Here is a 14,910-nt window from a genome sequence, read left to right as displayed (position 1 = left end):
TCCGCGAGAGCGGCGCCGGCGTAGGCGCAAAGGGGTGACAGCCCCGCCGACGGGGGACGATCGGCGGGGCTGTCGGTGGTGCGACGGTGGCTCAGTGGCGCGGCCTCAGTGGACGGAGTGCTCCTCGAGCGGGAACGTCCCGCCCACGACGTCCTCCGCGAACTCCTTCACCGCGCTGCCCATGACCTCACGCAGGTTGGCGTACTTCTTCACGAACTTCGGCATCCGGCCGCCCGTCAGACCGAGCATGTCGGTCCACACCAGCACCTGCGCGTCCGTCTGAGCACCGGCGCCGATGCCCACGGTCGGGATGTGCAGCACCCGCGTCACCTCGGCCGCGAGCTCGGCCGGGACCAGTTCGAGGACCACCGCGAACGCGCCCGCGTCCTGCACGGCCTTGGCGTCGCGCAGCAGCTGCGCGGCCGCCTCCTCGCCGCGCCCCTGGACGCGGTAGCCCATGGCGTTCACGGACTGCGGGGTCAGACCGATGTGGGCCATGACCGGGATGCCGGACTCCACCAGCAGCCGGATCTGCTCGTGGGAGCGCTCGCCGCCCTCCAGCTTCACCGCGCCGACGCCGGCCTCCTTCACCAGCCGGGTCGCCGAGCGCAGCGCCTGCACCGGGCCCTCCTGGTACGAGCCGAAGGGCAGGTCGCCGACGATCAGGGCGCGCTGGGTGCCGCGCACGACCGCGGCCGACAGCATGGTCATCTCGTCGAGGGTGACGGGCACGGTCGTCTCGTACCCGAGGTGGCAGTTGCCCGCCGAGTCGCCGACCAGGAGCACCGGGATTCCGGCCTCGTCGAAGACGGACGCGGTCATCGCGTCGTAGGCGGTGAGCATGGGCCATTTCTCGCCCCGCTCCTTGGCGAGCGCGATGTCGCGGACGGTGATGCGGCGTGTGCCCTTGCCCCCGTACAGCGCTTTGCTGCCGTCGGAGGGCCTGTTCTGGGCAGCCGAAAGCTGCGTCATTGCAACGGCTCCTTCAGTCATCTCGAGGCGCCCTCACGGCGTCCCCGGATCCCCTCCATGGTGGCACCTCGTGCCAGGGAGGGCCAGGGGACCCCCGTGTGATCCCTTACGTCATCCCATCGCACTCCGCTCGCACCCCGCCCGTGTGCCGCTCGGTCCCGGGTGGGCCGTGAACTCGCTGTCCGAGGTGGCCGGGACCGCGCTGTGTAAGGTCTCGGTAAAGGAATTTAGATACGAGACGGTTCCGTATTGGAAATGGCCTAGGGTCGTCGCCATGACAACTCCTGCCGACCGTGCCCCTCACGGTTCCCGGATACCTGAAGCGGTGCACCGCCGCCGCTGGGCGATCCTCGGCGTCCTGATGCTGAGCCTGTTGATCGTGGTGCTCGACAACTCGATCCTGAACGTCGCCGTCAAGACCATCTCCACCCCGGCACCCACCGGACTGGGGGCCACCCAGAGCGAGATCGAGTGGGCGATCAACGCCTACACCCTCGTCTTCGCCGGCCTGTTGTTCACCGCGGGGCTCATCGGTGACCGGCTCGGCCGCAAGAAGGTCCTGCTCGGCGGCCTCCTCGTGTTCGGTATCGGCTCCGCCCTCGCCGCCGAGTCCGGCTCCCCGGACGAGCTGATCGCCTACCGCGCGCTGATGGCCCTCGGTGCCGCCTTCGTCATGCCCGCCACGCTCGCCGTGCTGATGAACGTCTTCGAGCGCGACGAGCAGCCCAAGGCCATCGGCATCTGGGCCGGCGGCGTCGGGCTCGCCATCGCCATCGGGCCGATCACCGGCGGTGCGCTCCTCGACCACTTCTGGTGGGGCTCGGTCTTCTTCGTCAACGTACCCATCGTGATCCTCGCGCTGGCGCTGATGATCTGGCTGGTGCCCGACTCGCGCGACCCGAAGCCCGGCCGCCTCGACCCCGTCGGGGTCGTGCTCTCGGTCGTCGGTCTGGTCCTGCTCGTCTACGGCATCATCAAGGGCGGCGAGCTCGCCGACTTCACGGATGCCAAGGTCCTCGCGACCATCGCGGCCGGTCTCGCGGTCCTCGCCGGCTTCGTCGTCTTCGAGAAGCGCAGCGACCACCCGTCGCTGGACGTCACGTACTTCAAGAACAAGGTCTTCTCGGCCGCCATGAGCGCCATCGCGCTGGTCTTCTTCGCGCTGATGGGCGTCACCTTCTTCGGTGTGTTCTACACCCAGAGCGTGCGCGGCTACTCGCCGCTGGAGTCCGGTGTGCTGATGCTGCCGCTGGCCGCCGCGCAGATGATCTTCGCGCCGAGGGCCCGGCTGGTCGTCGACCGGTTCGGCAACAAGGCCACCACCACGGCCGGTCTGCTCCTCATCGCGGTGACGCTGGTCATCTTCGCCACCTTCGAGGCGGACACGCCGATCTGGCTCCTCGAGGTCGACTTCTTCCTCATGGGCACCGGCATGGCGCACATCATGACGCCGACCTCCGTCGTCATCATGCAGGCCCTGCCGCGCGAGAAGGCCGGCTCGGCCTCCGCGCTCAGCAACACCTTCCGCCAGGTCGGCGGCGCGCTCGGTATCGCCGTGCTCGGCTCGGTCCTGGCCACCTCGTACCGCACCGGCATCGAGGACAAGCTCGGCCTGCTGCCGCCCGGCCTCAGGGACACGGCGGGCGAGTCCATCGAGGCCACCCTGGGCGTCGCCCGGAAGCTCGGTCCGCAGGGCAAGGCCCTGATCGACCCCGCCAACGACGCTTTCCTGCACGCCATGCACGTCACCGCGCTGTGCGGCACGGGCGTGGCGATCCTCGGCGCGATCGTGACGGCACTCTTCCTGCCGGGCAAGCCGCAGGCACCGCAGGAGGGCAAGCCGGAGCAGGAGTTGGTCGCCGCCGCGGACTAGTCCGCGAGGCGGCGTCCGGAGAGGCACCACGGGGGGAGGAGGCGGCTGCGGGACAATTCCCGCAGCGCAGTGAAAGGAAGAAACGACGTGAGTCTTGCCGGCAGCCGACCGCAGCAGCTCGGTCCCGTACGGGGCCGCCCGCGCAGCGAGGCCGTGGAACACGCCATTCTGGAAGGCGTGATGAAGCTCCTGGAGGAGGGCGTGCCCCTCGCCGAGCTCTCCATCGAGCGCGTCGCCCGCACCGCCGGCGTCGGCAAGGCCACCATCTACCGCCGCTGGAGCGGCAAGGAGGAGCTCTTCGTCGACGTCGTGCGCGCGGCCGAGCCCCCCGACCCCGTGCTCCCCGGCACCTCGATGCGCGACGACCTGGTCGTCCTGCTCGAGTCGCTGCGCCAGCGCGGTCTGGTCACCCGCTCGTCGGTGATCCTGCACAACGTCCACGCCCAGATGAAGAGCAGCCCCAAGATCTGGGCCGCGTACCACGCCGGCGTGATAACGCCCCGGCGCAACAAGGGCCTCGAAGTCCTGCGCCGCGGACAGTGCAACGGCGAGCTCCGCGAGGACGTCGACCTCGAGCTGGCCAACGACATGTTCGTCGGCACCATGCTCGTCCGCTCCTTCATGCGCCCGGACGCGGACCTCCCGGAGGGGCTGCCCGAGCAGATCGTCGACACGGTGCTCGAAGGCCTACGGCCCGTCAGCTCCCCCGGCACTTAGCCCGAATGTGCGCGTTTCGTCACAGTCCGGACGGGTGTCGCCGCAACCGGAACCCCTCGCGCCGACTTGTTCGTCATCGTCTTCCGTACGGCCGCGACACGGCGGCAGGAACGGATCCGATCATCCCCTAGGGTCGTAACCGGGGGAAGACGGTGCGCACGGCAGGTTGTGAGGCAGACGGTATGGCGCAGCAGGCGTACATGACGGAGACGGACAACGGCGGCTCGGGGCCCGAGCACCGGGGATCCCGGCTTCGGCGCCTGCTGGGGCGGCTGCGGAGAGGCTTGTTCGAGGGCTGGCGCGGAGATCCGCGCATCTGGCGCCGCGGCATCGTGACGGCCGTGATCGCGCTGCTGCTGGCCCTGGTGATGCTGGTGCACTCGCGCATCCCGAACCGGGTGGGCAACCTCGGCAGTCTCACAGAGACGTTCTTGCCCTGGCTGGGTCTGCTGATCCCGGTGCTGCTGGTCCTCGGTGTCGTACGGAAGTCGGCGACCGCGCTGATCGCGGTGCTGCTCCCGGCCATCGTGTGGCTGAACCTCTTCGGCGGGCTGCTCACCGACAAGACCGGCTCCGGCGGCGACCTCATGGTCGCGACGCACAACGTCAACGCCGACAACCCGGACCCGTCCGACACGGCCCGGGACGTGGCCGCGTCCGGCGCGGACGTGCTCGCGCTGGAGGAGCTGAAGGCGTCGGCCGTGCCGGTGTACGAGAAGGCGCTGGCGGCGACCTACAAGTACCACTCGGTGCAGGGCACGGTCGGGCTGTGGAGCAAGTACCCGCTCACCGGGGTCAGGGCCGTCGACATCAAGCTGGGCTGGACACGCGCCATGCGTGCGACGGTGGCCACGCCGGCCGGGCAGGTCGCGGTGTACGTCGCCCACCTCCCCTCGGTGCGGGTAAAAATGGAAGCCGGATTCACCGCCCGGCAGCGCGACAAGAGCGCCGACGCCCTCGGCGAGGCCATCGCCGACGAGCCGCTGCAGCGGGTGGTGCTGCTCGGCGACCTGAACGGCACCATGAACGACCGTTCCCTCAACGGGGTCACCTCCCAGCTGCGTTCCACGCAGGGCGCGGCGGGCAGCGGCTTCGGGTTCAGCTGGCCGGCCTCGTTCCCGATGGCGCGGATCGACCAGATCATGGTGAAGGGGGTCGAACCGGAGAGCTCCTGGACGCTGCCGAAGACGAACAGCGACCACCTTCCGGTCGCCGCGCGTGTGAATGTCACCACATCCGGCTCGTGAAAGGGCCCTGGCAACCAGGGCTTGACGCGCTGGAACACTTCGCCCGGGAGACTTTGTTCCGTCGTTGAACATATGATGTGCGGAACACCGCTCCTGAAAGGCAAAGGCCCTTCATGCCCCTGGCCCTGCTCGCACTGGCCGTCGGTGCCTTCGGCATAGGCACCACCGAGTTCGTGATGATGGGCCTGCTGCCCGAAGTCGCGGCCGACCTGCACATCTCGATCCCCGTCGCCGGGCACCTGGTCTCGGCCTATGCGCTCGGCGTGGTGATCGGCGCCCCGCTCCTTGCCGCGCTGACCGCCCGCATGCCCCGCCGCACCGTCCTCATGGCCCTGATGGGCCTGTTCGTCGCGGGCAACGCACTGTCCGCCCTCGCCCCCGGCTACGACTCGCTCCTGGCGGCACGCTTCCTGAGCGGTCTGCCGCACGGCGCCTTCTTCGGCGTCGGTGCGGTGGTCGCGACGAACATGGTGGCCCCGGAGCGCAAGGCCCGCTCCGTCTCCCTGATGTTCCTCGGCCTGACGGTCGCCAACATCGCGGGCGTCCCCGTGGCCACGCTCATGGGCCAGCACCTGGGCTGGCGGGCCACGTTCCTCGGCGTGAGCGCGATCGGCGTGGCGGCGACAGCTTCCTTGGCCCTGCTGATCCCGCGGGACCACGGACACGCACCCTCCGTGGGCCTGCGGGGCGAACTGTCGGCGCTGAGGTCGCTGCCGGTGTGGCTGGCCCTCGGTACGACGGTGGCGGGCTTCGGCGCGCTCTTCGCGGCGTACAGCTACATCACGCCGATGCTCACGGACGTCGCGGGGTACGCCGACTCCAGCGTGACGCTGCTGCTGGCGCTGTTCGGCGTCGGCGCGACGGTCGGAAACCTGGTGGGAGGCCGCCTGGCGGACCATGCGATGCGGCGCACGCTGTTCGGCGGTCTGCTGTCGCTGACGGCGGTCCTGACCCTGTTCCCCCTCCTCATGCGCACGCCGCTGACGGCGGCCCTGGCGGTGATCCTGCTGGGCACGGCGGCATTCATCACGGGATCCCCCCTCCAACTCATGGTCATGGAAAAGGCCTCAGCGGCCCCCTCCCTGGCCTCCTCGGCCAACCAGGCGGCCTTCAACCTCGCCAACGCCGGCGGCGCCTGGATCGGCGGCCTGGCCCTGGCGGCCGGCTTCGGTACGACGTCCCCGGCGCTCGCGGGCGCGGGGTTGGCGGTACTGGGACTTGCGGTGGCGACTACGGCGTACCTGGTGGACCGGCGACGCCGGGCGACTCCGTCGGTCGGCAGCGAGCGGGTGGTTGCGTCGCACGTGCCGGAGCAGCCGGGCGCGCTGCACCACTGACCCTGGGGGGTTGGCGCGGGCCCAGCCTGGAGCGTTGCCGTTGGGGCCGCTCGCTTCTTTCTCAGTGTCGTGCTTCCGTGAGGCGAGTAAAGGGCGCTCCGCTGTCGCTCCGCTGTCGCTCCGCTGTCGCTCCGCTGTCGCTCCGCGTCGCCTTCGGCGATGGCCCTGCGGGCCACCCTTGACACGCCTCGCGGAAGCACGGGTCAGAAGCGAGCGAGCGGCCCGGAAGAGCGGTGGCCCGACCGGGGTTGACCCTTCAGGTCCGCTGCGAGTGTGCCGTCGGCGGGAGGGGACGCGGTCGCGCCTCGCCGGCACGCCGGGCGGGCTTGGCGGCGAACGGTGGGTGGGGGATGGGGGTGGGTGGGGGTGGGTGGGGGTAAGGGCAGGCGGCCGATGGGTGGGGCGGGTCGCACGGCCGGCTGGGAGCCGGCGCCCCCGATGGTGCCCGTTGGTGGTCGCGTCCTCCAAGGCGGTTGGTCGATTCGGGTCAAGGGGCCGGGGCTGGCCACGAGGTGGAAGGGGCGAGTTCGGCTCGGACGTGGCCCAATCCTTCCAATCATCGCCTTTGTGTGACTTGAGAGGCAGCTGTGACGGCCTCGGGGGGCCGCCACAGCCGTCGGCCTGTCACCCGCCCGCACTCCAGCCACTCCGGCCGCCTGTCCCCTCCCCACCCCCACCCACCGCTCGCCGCCAAGCCCGCCCGGCGTGCCGGCGAGGCGCGACCGCGCCCGGCAGCAGACGGCGACCATGCAGCCCACGGTTGCCCGCAAACCCCCGTCGGGCCACCGCCCTTTACTCGCCTCACGGAAGCACGACACGCGAGCGGCCCCAAAGGCAACCCTTCAGCCTGGGCCCGCGCCGACCCCCCAGGGTGGCACCGGCGCCGCCTCAGTTCCTGAGTTCCTCGGTTCGTACCAGACCGTCTTGCGGTCCGGGGCCCGGTCCACGCCCAACCGGTCGGTCAGCGCGTCGAGAGGGGCCATGCCCCGCCCGGACTCCGATGTTGCCGAGGCGGACAGCAGGACGGGCAGGGTGCGCGTATCTCCCGGGCTGCTCCAGACAGCCCCCTACGCTCGGACGCTGGTCCGGTCGGCTCACCCGGCGGCCTCCGACGAGTGGGTCGAGGAGAAGGTGACGGCCCGACTCGCCCGCGCCCGCCTCTTCGAGGAGGATCACTCCACCCCGGAGTACTGGGCGGTCCTGCGCGAGTCGCTGATCGCGGACCCGATCCTTCCTCCACCGGAGATGGCCGAACAGTTGGACCGGGCCGTGGAGTTGGCCGAGCGGCGCCGGATCACTCCGCAGATCGTTCCGCGGACGTACGGCGCGTATCCCCTGATGGCCGCCTCCATCATGGTGATGACCTTCCCGGACGCGCCTGGTGAACCCAGGGGGCCGTTATCCTCACGCCCCCGGGCTGTCGAACCGCGCCAAGTCCCGCAACCACGCCCGTGCCGAGCTGTCCGACGGCGCGCGCCAGTCACCCCGCGGCGAGAGCGAACCGCCGGCCGAGACCTTCGGTCCGTTCGGCATGGCCGATCGCTTGAACTGCGCGAACCCGAAGAAGCGGCGGCAGAAGACCTCCAGCCAGCGTCGGATCTCCGGCAGGTCGTACGCCACCCGCTTGGCCTCGGGGAAGTTCGGCGGCCAGGCGCCGGCCTCCGGGTCGTGCCAGGCGTGCCAGGCCAGGAAGGCGATCTTCGACGGCCGCAAGCCGTACCGCAGCACGTGGAAGAGCGTGAAGTCGTGCAGCGCGTACGGGCCGATCTTCGACTCCGTCGACTGCATCTCCTCGCCCGGCACCAGCTCCGGACTGATCTCCGTGTCGAGGATCGCCGCGAGCGTCTTGCCGGTCTCCTCGTCGAACTGACCGCTGCTGATGACCCAGCGGATCAGATGCTGGATCAGCGTCTTCGGTACGCCCGAGTTGACGTTGTAGTGGCTCATCTGGTCGCCCACGCCGTACGTGGACCAGCCGAGCGCCAGCTCCGAGAGGTCACCGGTGCCGAGCACGATGCCGCCGCGCTGGTTGGCCAGCCGGAACAGATAGTCCGTGCGCAGACCCGCCTGCACGTTCTCGAAGGTGACGTCGTACACCGGCTCGCCGGAGGCGAACGGGTGGCCCATCTCCTGCAGCATCAGCCGTGCGGTCGGCGTGATGTCCAGCTCGGCCGCGGTGACGCCGAGCGAGTTCATCAGCTTGTGGGCGTTGTCCTTGGTGTGGTCGCTGGTGGCGAAGCCGGGCAGGGTCCAGGCCAGGATGTCGCTGCGCGGGCGGCCCGCGCGGTCCATCGCGCGGGCGGCGACGATCAGCGCGTGCGTGGAGTCCAGGCCGCCGGACACCCCGATGACCACCTTCGGGCCGCCGATCGCCTTGAGGCGCTGCTGGAGGCCCTCGACCTGGATGTTGTACGCCTCGTAGCAGTCCAGGGCGAGGCGGTCGGGGTCGGCCGGCACGAACGGGAAGCGCTCCAGGCGACGGCGCAGCCCCAGGTCGGTGAGCGGCGGATCGAGCTCGAAGCCGACCGTCCGGAAGTCACCGGTCCGCGCGTGGTGCGTACGGCGGTTGTCGTCGAACGTGCCCGTCCGCTGTCGCTCCTGCCGCAGCAGATCGAGGTCCACGTCGGCCACCGCGTACTCGTCGCCGAGCGGAAACCGCTCGGTCTCGGCCAGCAGCGCGCCGTTCTCGTAGATCATGGTCTGGCCGTCCCACGACAGGTCGGTGGTCGACTCGCCGAGGCCGGCCGCCGCGTAGACGTACGCGGCGATGCAGCGCGAGGACGCCGAGCGGCACAGCAGCTTGCGGTCCTCGGCCCGTCCGACCGTGATCGGGCTGCCCGAGAGATTGACGAGGACGGTCGCACCGGCGAGGGCCGCCTCCGCGCTGGGTGGCACCGGCACCCACATGTCCTCGCAGATCTCGGCATGGAGCACGAGACCGGGGACGTCCTCCGCCGCGAACAGCAGATCCACGCCGAACGGTACGCTCTCGCCGCCGAACCGGATCGATCCGCCGCGCTCGTCGGCGCCGTCGCCGATCTGCCGGCGCTCGTAGAACTCCCGGTAGTTCGGCGGGTACGACTTGGGGACCACACCGAGGATCCGGCCGCGGTGCACGATCACCGCGCAGTTGTAGATCCGGTTGCGGTGGCGCAGCGGGGCACCCACGACCAGGACCGGCAGAAGCTCCGCCGACCCGGCCACCACCTCCTGGAGCGCCTCCTCGACCTGATCGAGCAGCACGTCCTGCAGCAGCAGGTCCTCGATCGAGTAGCCGCACAGCACCATCTCCGGGAAGACGGCGACGGCGACCCCCTCCTCGGCGCACCGGCGTGCGTGGCGCAGGACCGCTTGGACGTTGGCGTGCGGATCCGCGATGACGGTGTGACCCGTACACGCGGCGACGCGTGCGAAGCCATGCTGATAGATCGACCAGAAGTTCAACGAAGGCACGCGCCCAGTGTAATCGTCAGAGCGACGCGATTGGGGGCGCGGGGTGTCGAGCACCCCACGCCCCCTGGTCGCACCTACCGCGTCAGCGGATCAGTGGCGACGGTACGACGAGACGTAGCCGTTCGCGGGCGAGCCCACGCCGGTCACGTCGTCGTAGCCCTTCACCGCGGACAGCGAGCTGTCCTTGCCGAGGCTGCGGACCGAGGTCGCGAGCCCGCCGCTGGCGTCGAGGCCGTTCACGAAGTCGACCCGCGCCACGGCGAGGCCGGAGCCCGTCGGGTTGTCCGTGACGTCGTGGTACGCCTTCGTCCCGTACTTGGCGTAGATCGCCGGGTTGGCGAAGCCGATCGCCTTGCCGCCCCGGGCCTCCTGGGCCAGCGCCTGGACCGCCGCGATCACCGGGGCGGCCAGCGAGGTGCCGCCGATGCGGTACTCGCTGTACTGCTCGGTGCCGTCCGGGAAGGTCTGGGTCTGGCCGACCTTGAAGCCGGTGTTCGGGTCGGCGATGGCCGCGATGTCCGGGACGACGCGGTTGCCGGCGGCGTTGTTGGCCGTGGCCAGCGCCTTCGGGACGACGTTCTTCTGGTAGTACGGCTGCGGCACGGTCTTGCTGGTGCCGCCGCCCGCGCCCGAGGTGAAGGCGCCGGGGAAGCCGGTCCAGCTCTTGCCGTCGGCCGACAGGGTCGCCTTGTCGGTGCCCCAGCCGGTCTCCCACATGTACGTGTCGCCCTTGCCGACGGCCAGCGAGGTACCGCCGACCGCGGTCACCCACGCCGAGTTGGCCGGGGTGTCGACCTGCTTCGTACCGGTGTTGGCGACCTCGTCGCCGTTGTCACCGGAGGAGAAGTAGAAGCCGATGCCCTGCACCGCGCCGAACTGGAAGACCTGGTCGTACGCGGCCGCGAGGTCCGGCGTCTGGTTGGCCTCGATGTCGCCCCAGGAGTTGGAGACGATGTCGGCCAGGTGGTTGTCGACGACCTTGCTGAGCGAGTCGAGCAGATCGTCGTCGTAGCAGGAACCGGCGCCCACGTAGGTCACGTTGGCGTCCGGCGCGACCGCGTGCACGGCCTCGACGTCGAGGGTCTCCTCGCCGTACCAGCCGGCCGCGCCGCACTCCTTGGTCTTCGTGTAGTTCTTCGGCAGCACCTGGCTCAGCTGACCGGTCTTCCACGCAGCGTCACCGTGCTTGTTCGCGTAGGTGGCGGCGTCGAAGGCGATGGTCGGCGAGGCGTACGCGTCCGTGATGGCGACGCGGACGCCCTTGCCGGTGTACGTGCCGGCGCCGTAGGCGGCGCGCAGCTGCTTGCCGGTGTAGCCCTTGACGGCGTACGGGATCTTCGTGCCGTACGCGTCCGGCAGCGTGGTCGCGATGTTCGAGCCGTAGTACGAGGAGAACGGCCCGGAGTTCTTGAACACCGCGTCCGGCGGAGGCAGCTGGTCGTTGTGGGTCGCCTTGTGCGGCGCGTTGTCCAGGCCGGTGACGGTCAGGACGGCGCCCTTGAGGCTCTCCGGCACGGAGGCCGTCTTCGACGGCGCGTGGTAGGTCTTCGAGCCCTTGGTGTAGTTGTGCAGCTGGGTGCCGAACGCCTTCTCGGCGGCGGACACGTCACCGGTGACGGCGATGTAGTGCTGCGTGACCTTCGTGACCGTGAGGCCCGACGACTTGAGCCAGGACTTGACGGCGGCCACCTGGGCCTTGGTCGCACCGAAGCGGGACTGCGTCTGCTTGGCGCTCAGGTACTTGCCGTACGACTTCGAGCTCGGGTCGGACACCGCCTTGGCATAGGCGGCGAGGCCGGCCGCGTTCCGGCCGGAGAGGTACACCCGGGCGGAGACCTGGGCGCTGTTCGAGGTGGCGCCCTTGTCCGCCTTGGTGGTGGCCCAGGCGGGCTTGGTGCCCGCGAGGGCGTCTCGGCCCGGGTTGTCCGCGGCGTGCGCCGCGGGTATGCCGAGCGCCAGCGCACCGGCGATCATGGGCAGTGTCGCTGCCATGCTCACACCGGCGCGCACCTTGGCGCGGTTGGATCTCATAGAACCCCCTGCGATGCGGTTCGCATGCATGTAGTGGTCGGTACGTCGTGGATCCGGGCGCAGGCCCGCGGCGGTTCGGCCCGCGAATGGATCACACGATGGTGGCCACTCTTTCGATGAACCGTTCATGCCAGGGGAACGCAAAAGTCAAGAGAACCCCAAGGAACCGTCATCCAGGGTGAATTGCGGCTTTCGCCCTGATGGCCTTGTTACGAACGCGGCTTTGCGCCCCGCTCCTTCAACATGTCGGCCATCAGCTGGATCTCGGACTGCTGCGCGTCGACCATGCCCTGCGCGAGCTTCTTCTCCACACCGACGGTGCATTTGGCAACACACCCCTCGGCCATGTGGATGCCGCCCTTGTGATGGTCCGTCATCAACTGGAGATAGAAGATCTCGGCCTGCTTGCCGCTGAGTGTGCCGAGCTTCTTCAGGTCGGCGTTCGTCGCCATGCCCGGCATCAGCGCGCCGTCCTTGCCGGAGGCCATGTCGCCCATGCCCATCCAGGTCATCGGCGGTTCGGCCGACACCTTCGGCAGCTCCCACAGGTCCAGCCAGCCCAGCAGCATGCCGCGCTGGTTGGCCTGCGTCTGCGCGATGTCGTAGGCAAGCCGGCGAACTTCCTCGTTCGTCGTACGGTCGCGCACGATGTACGACATCTCGACGGCCTGCTGGTGGTGGACCGCCATGTCCCGCGCGAACCCGGCGTCCGCCGAGTCGGCGTCCGGGGTCCCTGCCCCCGAGTCCCCGTCCTCGGCGACCGCGTAGGTGATCGCGCCGGCGGCGACGAGCACGGCCGCCGCGGCGCCCGCGATCCAGCCGATGTGCCGCCTCACTTCATCGTCCCGCCGGTGCACGAGGCGCCCGGCTCGGGCGTCTGCTTGCCCTGGACGTAGGTGGAGAAGAACTTGTCGACGCCCGGGTCGTCGGCGCTCTGCACCGTGAGCTGGTGGCCCCACGCCGAGAGAACGAGCGGCGCCGCCTGGTTCTCGTACGGGCTCATCAGTGTGTACGGCGTCTTCTTCACCTTGGCCGCGAGCGCGTCGACGTCGGCCTTCTTCGCCTTGCTGGTGTACGTCACCCAGACCGCGCCGTGCTCCAGCGAGTGCACGGCGTTCTCGTCCTTCACGGCCGAGGTGTAGACGTCACCGTTGCAGTTGAGCCAGACCGGGTTGTGGTTGCCGCCCACCGGCGGGTGCATCGGGTACTTCACGGACGCGGTGACATGGGTCCGGGACAGCTTGCCGGACCAGGTCTGCACCCCGTCCTTGCCCGTGGTGAAGTGGCCCGAGTCCCCGGAGCCCTTCGCGTCGCTCGACGCGCTGTCGCTGTCCTTCTGCGAGTTCACGAGCACCACACCGCCGACGACGAGACCGGCGACCACCACCACGCTCGCGGCGATGGTGAGCACCCGGTTGCGGCGCTCGCGAGCCTGCTCGGCGCGCCGCATCTCCTCGATGCGCGCCTTGCGCGCGGCGGTGTTGCTGTCCTTGGCGGAACCCATGGCTGTTGTCCTTCTGGGGGAAAGGGCCGGAACGACGGGACGGTCGGGCTCACTGATCGTAATGGGGGAGGGGCGCCCGGCCGTAGGGAGGGCATGGGAAAGAATATTTGAACGCCGAATGCGCATTATTTACGCTGCGGGTATGCGGCTGCTGCGCTCCACCGACCTCGCCCTGCGTCTCCTGATGCGGCTCGCCGTGGCCGGTGCGTCCACCCCCACGACGCGCCAGGTCGCGGCGGACATGGACGTGCCGTACACGCACGCCGCGAAGGTGGTGGCCGAGCTCCAGCACCTCGGCCTCGTCGACGCCCGGCGCGGCCGGGGCGGCGGTCTCGCGCTCAGCGAGAAGGGGCGGAGGGCATCTGTCGGGGCCGTGGTGCGCACCTTCGAGGGGGACGGCGAGGTCGTCGAATGCGAGGGGGCCTCGCCCTGTCCCCTCAACTCCGGCTGCCGGCTGCGCGGCGCGCTGCGCCGGGCCCAGGAGGCGTTCTACACGGCGCTGGACCCGGTCACGCTGGAGGAGATGGTCGCGGAGCCGACCGGCCCGCTGCTGCTGGGGATCTCCTCGCGTCCCTAGTTCTGCGCCAGCCAGAGGTCGGGGCCGAACACCTCGTAGTGGATGTCGGCCGGGGCCACGCCCTGCTCGATCAGCTGGGCCCGCACCGCGCGCATGAACGGCAGCGGACCGCACAGGTACGCGCGCGTGCCGGGCGCCACCGGCAGGGCCGTGAGGTCGACGAGCCCCGAGCGGTCGGCCGGCTCGGCGCCCTGCTCGTAGAAGAAGTGCACGGCCGCATCGGTCAGCTTGGCGGCGTACGCCTCGTGGTCGTTGCGCAGCGCGTGGTCGGCGGGGGAGCGGTCGCCGTGCACGACGGTGACCGGGGCGCGGTGACCGTCCTCCGCCAGCTGAGCCAGCATCGCGATCATCGGGGTCACGCCGATACCGGCGGAGGCGAGCAGCAGCGGGGTGTCCGTGACGTCGTCCAGGACCAGGTCGCCGTACGGGGCGGACAGCTCCAGCACGCTTCCCGCCTGCACGCGCGCGTGCAGGTGGTTCGAGACCTCGCCCTCGGGGGTCGTACCGCCGGACACCCGCTTCACGCTGATCTGCCGCACGCTGGCGCCGGGCGCCCCGGAGAGGCTGTACTGCCGTATCTGGCGGGCGCCGTCGGGGAGGATGACGCGCACGGAGACGTACTGGCCCGCCCGGAAGCCGCGCACCGGCCCGCCGCCCACCGGCCGCAGCAGGAGGCTGATGACGTCCGCGGTCTCCGCGACCCGCTCGACGACCTCCCACTCGCGCCACCCGGTCTCGTCGGCGCTCTCCTCGTACAGCCGCCGCTCGATGGCGATCAGGGCGTTCGCCATCAGCCAGTAGACCTCGTCCCAGGCGGCCGCGACCTCGGGCGTGACGGCCTCGCCGAGGACCTCGGCGATGGCGGCGAAGAGGTGCTCGTGGACGACCGGGTACTGCTCGGGCGCGACGCCGAGCGAGGCGTGCTTGTGGGCGATGCGGCCCAGCATCGCGTCGGGCCGCCGGTCGGGGTGCTCGACGAGGTGCGTGGCGAAGGCCGCGATGGACCCCGCCAGGGCCTGGCGCTGGGTGCCGGCGGCCTGGTTGCCCCGGTTGAACAGGTCGCGCAGCAGTTCGGGGTGGGCGGTGAAGAGTCCGGCGTAGAAGCGCTCGGTGATCTCGCCGATGGCGGCGCCGACGGCGGGAAGGGTGGCACGGACGGTGGCGGCGGACTGCTCGGACAGCATCGGGTTCCTCGGTTC

General features: G+C 70.3%; 11 protein-coding genes and 1 pseudogene. 6 read left to right on the top strand and 6 right to left on the bottom strand.

Annotated elements, in window-relative coordinates; translation table 11 throughout:
* Window positions 1–105: 105 nt before the first annotated feature.
* Window positions 106–972 (bottom strand): 3-methyl-2-oxobutanoate hydroxymethyltransferase, encoded by an 867-nt coding sequence (gene panB / locus Q8A52_RS37540; protein WP_316759995.1) that lies wholly within the window; start codon window positions 970–972, stop codon window positions 106–108.
* Between the two features lie 274 nt (window positions 973–1,246).
* On the opposite strand from panB, the gene Q8A52_RS37535 reads away from it, so the two are divergent.
* The 5 genes and pseudogenes from Q8A52_RS37535 to Q8A52_RS49280 form a co-directional block, all read left to right on the top strand.
* Window positions 1,247–2,845: an MFS transporter gene (locus Q8A52_RS37535; RefSeq protein WP_316759993.1), complete on the top strand. Its 1,599-nt coding sequence runs from the start codon at window positions 1,247–1,249 to the stop codon at window positions 2,843–2,845.
* Window positions 2,846–2,932: 87 nt separating this feature from the next.
* On the top strand, window positions 2,933–3,562 hold the full coding sequence (locus tag Q8A52_RS37530; protein ID WP_316759990.1) for a TetR/AcrR family transcriptional regulator: 630 nt from the start codon (window positions 2,933–2,935) through the stop codon (window positions 3,560–3,562).
* A gap of 182 nt (window positions 3,563–3,744) precedes the next feature.
* Window positions 3,745–4,809, top strand: a complete 1,065-nt coding sequence (locus Q8A52_RS37525) for an endonuclease/exonuclease/phosphatase family protein (protein WP_316759986.1) — start codon at window positions 3,745–3,747, stop codon at window positions 4,807–4,809.
* A 113-nt stretch (window positions 4,810–4,922) separates the two neighbouring features.
* On the top strand, window positions 4,923–6,146 hold the full coding sequence (locus tag Q8A52_RS37520) for an MFS transporter (RefSeq protein WP_316759984.1): 1,224 nt from the start codon (window positions 4,923–4,925) through the stop codon (window positions 6,144–6,146).
* Between the two features lie 747 nt (window positions 6,147–6,893).
* Window positions 6,894–7,466 (top strand): annotated as a pseudogene (locus Q8A52_RS49280) (Scr1 family TA system antitoxin-like transcriptional regulator); the annotation flags it as partial.
* 84 nt (window positions 7,467–7,550) lie between these two features.
* Here the strand turns inward: Q8A52_RS49280 and Q8A52_RS37510 are convergent.
* The 4 genes from Q8A52_RS37510 to Q8A52_RS37495 form a co-directional block, all read right to left on the bottom strand.
* Complete coding sequence (locus tag Q8A52_RS37510; RefSeq protein ID WP_316759981.1) at window positions 7,551–9,599, bottom strand: NAD(+) synthase; 2,049 nt, start codon at window positions 9,597–9,599, stop codon at window positions 7,551–7,553.
* A 90-nt stretch (window positions 9,600–9,689) separates the two neighbouring features.
* Complete coding sequence (locus Q8A52_RS37505) at window positions 9,690–11,630, bottom strand: S53 family peptidase (RefSeq protein ID WP_316759979.1); 1,941 nt, start codon at window positions 11,628–11,630, stop codon at window positions 9,690–9,692.
* A gap of 209 nt (window positions 11,631–11,839) precedes the next feature.
* Entirely contained in the window at window positions 11,840–12,466 is a 627-nt protein-coding gene (locus Q8A52_RS37500) for a DUF305 domain-containing protein (RefSeq protein WP_316759977.1), read from the bottom strand.
* Window positions 12,463–13,134, bottom strand: a complete 672-nt coding sequence (locus Q8A52_RS37495; RefSeq protein ID WP_316759974.1) for a DUF3105 domain-containing protein — start codon at window positions 13,132–13,134, stop codon at window positions 12,463–12,465. Before Q8A52_RS37495 ends, Q8A52_RS37500 begins: the two co-directional genes overlap by 4 nt.
* A 142-nt stretch (window positions 13,135–13,276) precedes the next feature.
* Here Q8A52_RS37495 and Q8A52_RS37490 point away from each other — a divergent pair, with 142 nt between their 5' ends.
* On the top strand, window positions 13,277–13,711 hold the full coding sequence (locus tag Q8A52_RS37490; RefSeq protein WP_316759971.1) for an Rrf2 family transcriptional regulator: 435 nt from the start codon (window positions 13,277–13,279) through the stop codon (window positions 13,709–13,711).
* Here the strand turns inward: Q8A52_RS37490 and Q8A52_RS37485 are convergent.
* Entirely contained in the window at window positions 13,708–14,895 is a 1,188-nt protein-coding gene (locus Q8A52_RS37485; protein WP_316759967.1) for a globin domain-containing protein, read from the bottom strand. The genes Q8A52_RS37490 and Q8A52_RS37485 overlap by 4 nt on opposite strands.
* Window positions 14,896–14,910 lie beyond the last annotated feature (15 nt).

This window comes from Streptomyces herbicida, assembly GCF_032656585.1.
Taxonomy (GTDB): domain Bacteria; phylum Actinomycetota; class Actinomycetes; order Streptomycetales; family Streptomycetaceae; genus Streptomyces; species Streptomyces herbicida.
The sequence above is the reverse complement of the archived record's forward strand: the minus strand, read 5'-3'. Positions and strand labels throughout refer to the sequence as shown.

Coding starts and splice junctions, on each gene's coding strand:
- Q8A52_RS37520 (WP_316759984.1), top strand. CDS start 4,923: ATGCCCCTGGCCCTGCTCGCACTGGCCGTCGGTGCCTTCGGCATAGGC.
- Q8A52_RS37490 (WP_316759971.1), top strand. CDS start 13,277: ATGCGGCTGCTGCGCTCCACCGACCTCGCCCTGCGTCTCCTGATGCGG.
- Q8A52_RS37535 (WP_316759993.1), top strand. CDS start 1,247: ATGACAACTCCTGCCGACCGTGCCCCTCACGGTTCCCGGATACCTGAA.
- Q8A52_RS37525 (WP_316759986.1), top strand. CDS start 3,745: ATGGCGCAGCAGGCGTACATGACGGAGACGGACAACGGCGGCTCGGGG.
- panB (WP_316759995.1), bottom strand. CDS start 972: ATGACGCAGCTTTCGGCTGCCCAGAACAGGCCCTCCGACGGCAGCAAA.
- Q8A52_RS37495 (WP_316759974.1), bottom strand. CDS start 13,134: ATGGGTTCCGCCAAGGACAGCAACACCGCCGCGCGCAAGGCGCGCATC.
- Q8A52_RS37505 (WP_316759979.1), bottom strand. CDS start 11,630: ATGAGATCCAACCGCGCCAAGGTGCGCGCCGGTGTGAGCATGGCAGCG.
- Q8A52_RS37485 (WP_316759967.1), bottom strand. CDS start 14,895: ATGCTGTCCGAGCAGTCCGCCGCCACCGTCCGTGCCACCCTTCCCGCC.